Source organism: Enterococcus ratti (assembly GCF_001886195.1).
GTDB lineage: Bacteria > Bacillota > Bacilli > Lactobacillales > Enterococcaceae > Enterococcus_B > Enterococcus_B ratti.
Window position 1 is genome coordinate 1 of sequence record NZ_JXLB01000040.1, and the last position, 4889, is coordinate 4889.

At 31.9% G+C, this 4889-nt stretch carries 2 protein-coding genes; both read right to left on the reverse strand.

Features of this window, described 5'->3' with window-relative positions:
- Window positions 1-305 precede the first annotated feature (305 nt).
- The gene (locus RV14_RS11420; RefSeq protein ID WP_071856368.1) at window positions 306-2948 is read right to left on the reverse strand and encodes a DUF5776 domain-containing protein; all 2643 of its coding nucleotides are present in this window, start codon (window positions 2946-2948) and stop codon (window positions 306-308) included.
- A gap of 859 nt (window positions 2949-3807) precedes the next feature.
- Window positions 3808-4848: a glycosyltransferase family A protein gene (locus RV14_RS11425; RefSeq protein WP_071856369.1), complete on the reverse strand. Its 1041-nt coding sequence runs from the start codon at window positions 4846-4848 to the stop codon at window positions 3808-3810.
- Between the last annotated feature and the right edge of the window lie 41 nt (window positions 4849-4889).

The window sequence follows — 4889 nt, forward strand, 5'->3', positions numbered from 1 at the left end:
AGCGAATAAACAATTTGTAATGGAAATTAAATGAATTAATGCTTAATTTTCAAGGTTTTGACTCATTTATAGAGCCACTATTTTTAGTAGCTGCTACTTCATTTATCTGTTTTTCTTGCTTGATGTTCCTCTACTTTTCTTACTCTTTCAACATGTTTTTCTCGTAAAACATGCGATCAATCGGATACACCTTTTAACGTCTAAAAAAAACAGATGGTTTTCGCTGAATCCTCTGTTTTTTTAAAAGTCAGACACATGTTAACTCTTGAAAAACATAGTTTCCTTTCGCCATCTGTTTTCTTCTTTTATTTTGCTTTTTCTATATACCATTTGTTAGCGGTGATATATCCTCCTGCTACTTTTAACCTAGGTACTCCAAACGAGGTATATTCTATTGCTTCTACATGAACGACTGTTCCTTTTTTAATTTTTTTTCCTTTTTGAGTAAAAGCTAAATCTTTATAATAAAAGTCATCGACAAGAAATTTCACTTTTTGTGGATTAGTCACAAAATAATTATTGTTACTATTTCCGGCTGCTGTCACATAGTTTTTATTTGCTGTTATATATCCTTTTGCAGTTTTTAGTCTTGGTGTGCCATTTGATGTGTAATCAATCCCTAAAACATCAATGATCGTATCTTTAGCAATTACTTGACCGGGATGAAGAAAGTCGACATCCAAATAATAATTATCTTTCGTTAACATAATAATTTTATGTGGATTTTCAGTAAAATATTGATCAATATGATTCGTCAATTTCACAACATAATCTTTATTCGCTGTAAGATAACCATCATTTGTTCTTAAGCGAGGATAACCATCTTTCGTAAATGCAACACCTAAAATATCCACCAATGTATCCTTAGAAATAGCCCTTTCTTTTTGGTTAAAGTCTAAGTCTTTATAAAAATAATCATTCGCCTTCATTGCTACTTTCATTGGATTGAAATAGTAATAATTATCAATTGTAGATGGAACTTGTTGCACATATGAGCGATTCGCTGTTAAATAGCCTTTCGCTGTTTTTAGTCGAGGAATCCCTTCACTTGTATATACCATATTTTCAATTTCTATGATCGTATTCTTTGTTAGCGGTTCGCCTTTTTGAGTAAAATTCACATCTTTGTAATAGCAATCATCAGTTTTTAGCATGACTTGTTGAGGATTTTCAGTATAATATTTATTTATCGTTGGCACCGTTGCTACAACATAGTTTTTATTTGCTGTAAAATAGCCGTGACTTGTTTTAAGTCTTGGAACCCCGTTTGCTGCTTCTTCGATTCCTACTACTTTTAATACAGTACCTGCTGAAACTGCTTCACTTGGCTCCTTAAATTCCACATCTTTGTAAAACCGATCATCTACTTTAACGATCACTTGTTCCGGATTGACGGTGTAATATTGCTTAGAGTAATCGCGATATTCTTCTACTATACTCTTACTTGCTGATAAATAGCCGGCGTTTGTTTTTAAACGAAAAACACCAGAATCCGTATAAGCTAGATCGGTTACTTCAACAATTGTTCCTTTAGTCACCTTATTCAATCGTTTTTTAAAAGCTGTATCTGCATAAAAATAATCATCTATTTTCAAACGAACCATTTTGGGGTTTGTCGTAAAATAAGAATCAATATTACTTTTAGCAGCTACTACATACGATTTATTTGCTGTTAAATAACCGTGATCTGTAAATAATCGCGGTACGCCATTTGCCGTCATCTGTATGCTCTTAACAGTAATTAATGAATTTTTTTTCACTGGCTTTCCTCGACTTGTAAAATTTACATCATTATAAAAATAATCGTTTTGTTTTACGATCACTTTGCCAGGATTTGACGTATAATAATTATTTAAATCTGGAGCTGCAGCATGCATATTAAAAAATGAACTATAACTCATTGAAATATCAAAAGGTCGTTCTCGGTAGTTGGCAATTCCCGGAAAGTACATTAAAGAAGACCATTGCCAAGCCCCATATTCATTGTTCCATTGCATTGTTTGGTTTGGTGTATAAGGATATTGTGCGACCCATACACGTTCTTTACCAAAGCTAGCAGGATTAATATAGCCGCTATCAATCCAATATCTGCCAATATATAGCGCAGCGTTTGAAAATCCTAGTTTTTTTAACTGTTGGTTGAATGCCAATGAGTTATTTTGAGCGTTGCGACCGTTATTAATCAATGTCGGATCTTCTGCGTCGTTAAACAGAATCGTATGTTTAGCTAGACCTGCGTTTGAGGCTGCTTTAGCAAAATAATTTGCTTCTGCTTGTGCTGTTTGAGTCGACGTATACAAACTGTAATGATAAGCCGAAACATTCAATCCAGCTGCTTTGGCATTATCAATCTGACTTTTAGCATAGGGATTTATATAAGAAGTCCCTTCTGTTAGCTTGACTGAAACGCCTGTAATTCCGTAGCTTTTGATTTTTTGATAATCAGCTACTGAAATCGTACCATTCCAACTAGAAACATCTATAAAATCTTTTCTTGGTAAATCTGGATCATTGGCATAAACATCTGCAATTCCAATCCCTCTAGCTCTTCGAAAAACGCTAGTAGTAGGTTGCATCGCATAAATTCCTTTTTTGTGATCCGTTCCTTGTTTCCCAATTTCAACATCTTCTTTTGGATCCGTTTGGTTGGACTCTTTTGTTGAGATAAAGTCATCACTACTTGAAGTAGTTTCATAGGCAGTCGAATTTTCTTGTGTAATTGAACTAGTGGTTGTGTTTGTCGTTGCTTTTTCTGTTGACTGCTCACTAAAATCCGTCAAACTTTGTGAAGTTTCTGATAGAGCAGTGTCTTTTGCTAATACCGAAGAAGTAGTCTCAGTTTGAATAACTCCTTCACTGGCTTGAGACGTCTCAGTTGCGTAAACACTAGAAATAAAACTATTTAATAATAACGTACATAAAAGAGTACTAGAAAAAATTCTTTTCATATTTTTCTCCTTAACAACATGTAATTTTCTTTGTATGCTTGTCTTTACTTATGGCTTTTGTTTTTCCTTAAAGAATAAGTGAATGATTCTTGCAAAGTGCAGTTTTCTCCTATAAAAACCTGTCTTTAGAAAAAAACAGTAATTGTTTTTTAACATCTGCTAAAAACGACTATTTTCCCTCTCGGTTCATTCTACTCAAAACGACAGAACACAAATTTTTAGCTACCTACTTGTTTTTTCACAAAAAGCTAAATTTTATAAAAATAAGTTTCCCACCTAGACACTGCCTAATCATCCATTTAAAGGACAAGTCTGAGCTAAAGCTCTCTTTGTTAAAACAATTAATTATGTAGAAAGCAAAAAAACTGCACAATACCTCTAACTTACAAAAACCAATTGTTAGACATTTTTTCATTATATTTTTTATTATAAAAATTTTGCATACCTTTATAATTTTATTTTATCATAAATTCAAATTTAAAAATTTCAATTTTCTTTCGTATATTTAAAAAAAATAAAAATATAAGTCAAAAAAATCTCCATTCCCATTTAAAAAGACACCTGATTTTAAAAAAAAGCTTTTTAAGTAAAAAAAAAGAAGCGTATGAATCAAAAAATTCTCGACTCATACACAAAAACAGAGTTTATTTTAACAATAAAGTTCTTTAGTTTTAAAAAAATAAGAGCATGAATCAAAAATATTTTGACACACGCTCCAAAATAAATTGTATTTTAGAAAAAGAATCTTAAATTCACTTAATAAAAGCATTAAAAAGAATATTACACGTTATCAAGCTTCTCAAAACATGAAAAATTCTTTTTCGATGCACAGTTTCTTTCACACATTCCACAATAGATTTTAATAAACACGTTTTAAGACAGCCATTAATCCCGGTAATTTATTTTCTACAAAACTGCCCATTTTCATTGCAGTTAAAAAGAAAGAGATCGGTAAATTGTATAGCTGCTTTGTTACCTTTTTAGCAGTTGAATCCGTACACGCAATTTTTTTTGCTTCATGAATCGTAGGGTCCATTAAAATTTGTCTTGCTTCTACTTTTTTTTCTTTAGCATTTCGCAATGACGTACTATATATAGAAAAAATAACAGAAGTAGTACCTTTTAGATGAAGCGCAGCCATGCCGGGTTTATTGATTCCATCCGTCAATTCATTAGCTAATTGATAGAATTCCTTAAATGTATCAAACTTATGTGGATGATACTGGTTGGTGATTCCTTTACCACCTTCAAACTCATAAGTATACGCAATTTTGGGATTCGTCATCACTTGATGACAGTATTTATAATAATTTAAATTAAAGATGCGATCCTCACAACTACTGTATCCTTTAAAAAGTATATGATTTTGTTTTAAAATATCACTGCGATAACATTTATTCCAAACCACGTACATCAACTGATTATTCATTAATTGGTACATATCTTTTATAAAACTCTGATGGTCTGTATAGTGACGTTCAGAAACTAAATTTTCTTTTTCTGAAACTACTTTTCCTCCATCTATTGTACGGAAAAGAAAAGAACTAACAATTAAATCAAGTTCAGGATGAACGCTTACTAGTTGATTGTAAACAGATAATACATCTTTGGCAGGAGTGTCATCTACATCAAAGAATAAAAGATAGTTTCCTCTTGAATACTTGATTCCTTCATTTCTTGCCAGTCCAGGTCCTTGATTATCTGTCGTGATAAGGCGAAATTTAGATTCATTTTGAATAAGTTCAGTGAGAATCGTTTCCGTCTGGTCTGTCGAACCATCATTAATCAATACTACCTCATAATCATCAAAATCCAGTTCTTTTAAAGTTTCAATCGTTTGATAAATAACATTTTCAGCATTATATATGGGGATAACTATACTAAATTTTGGATTATCCATTTTTTGACACCTCCAAATCAACTGAAAATCTTATCTTTTGG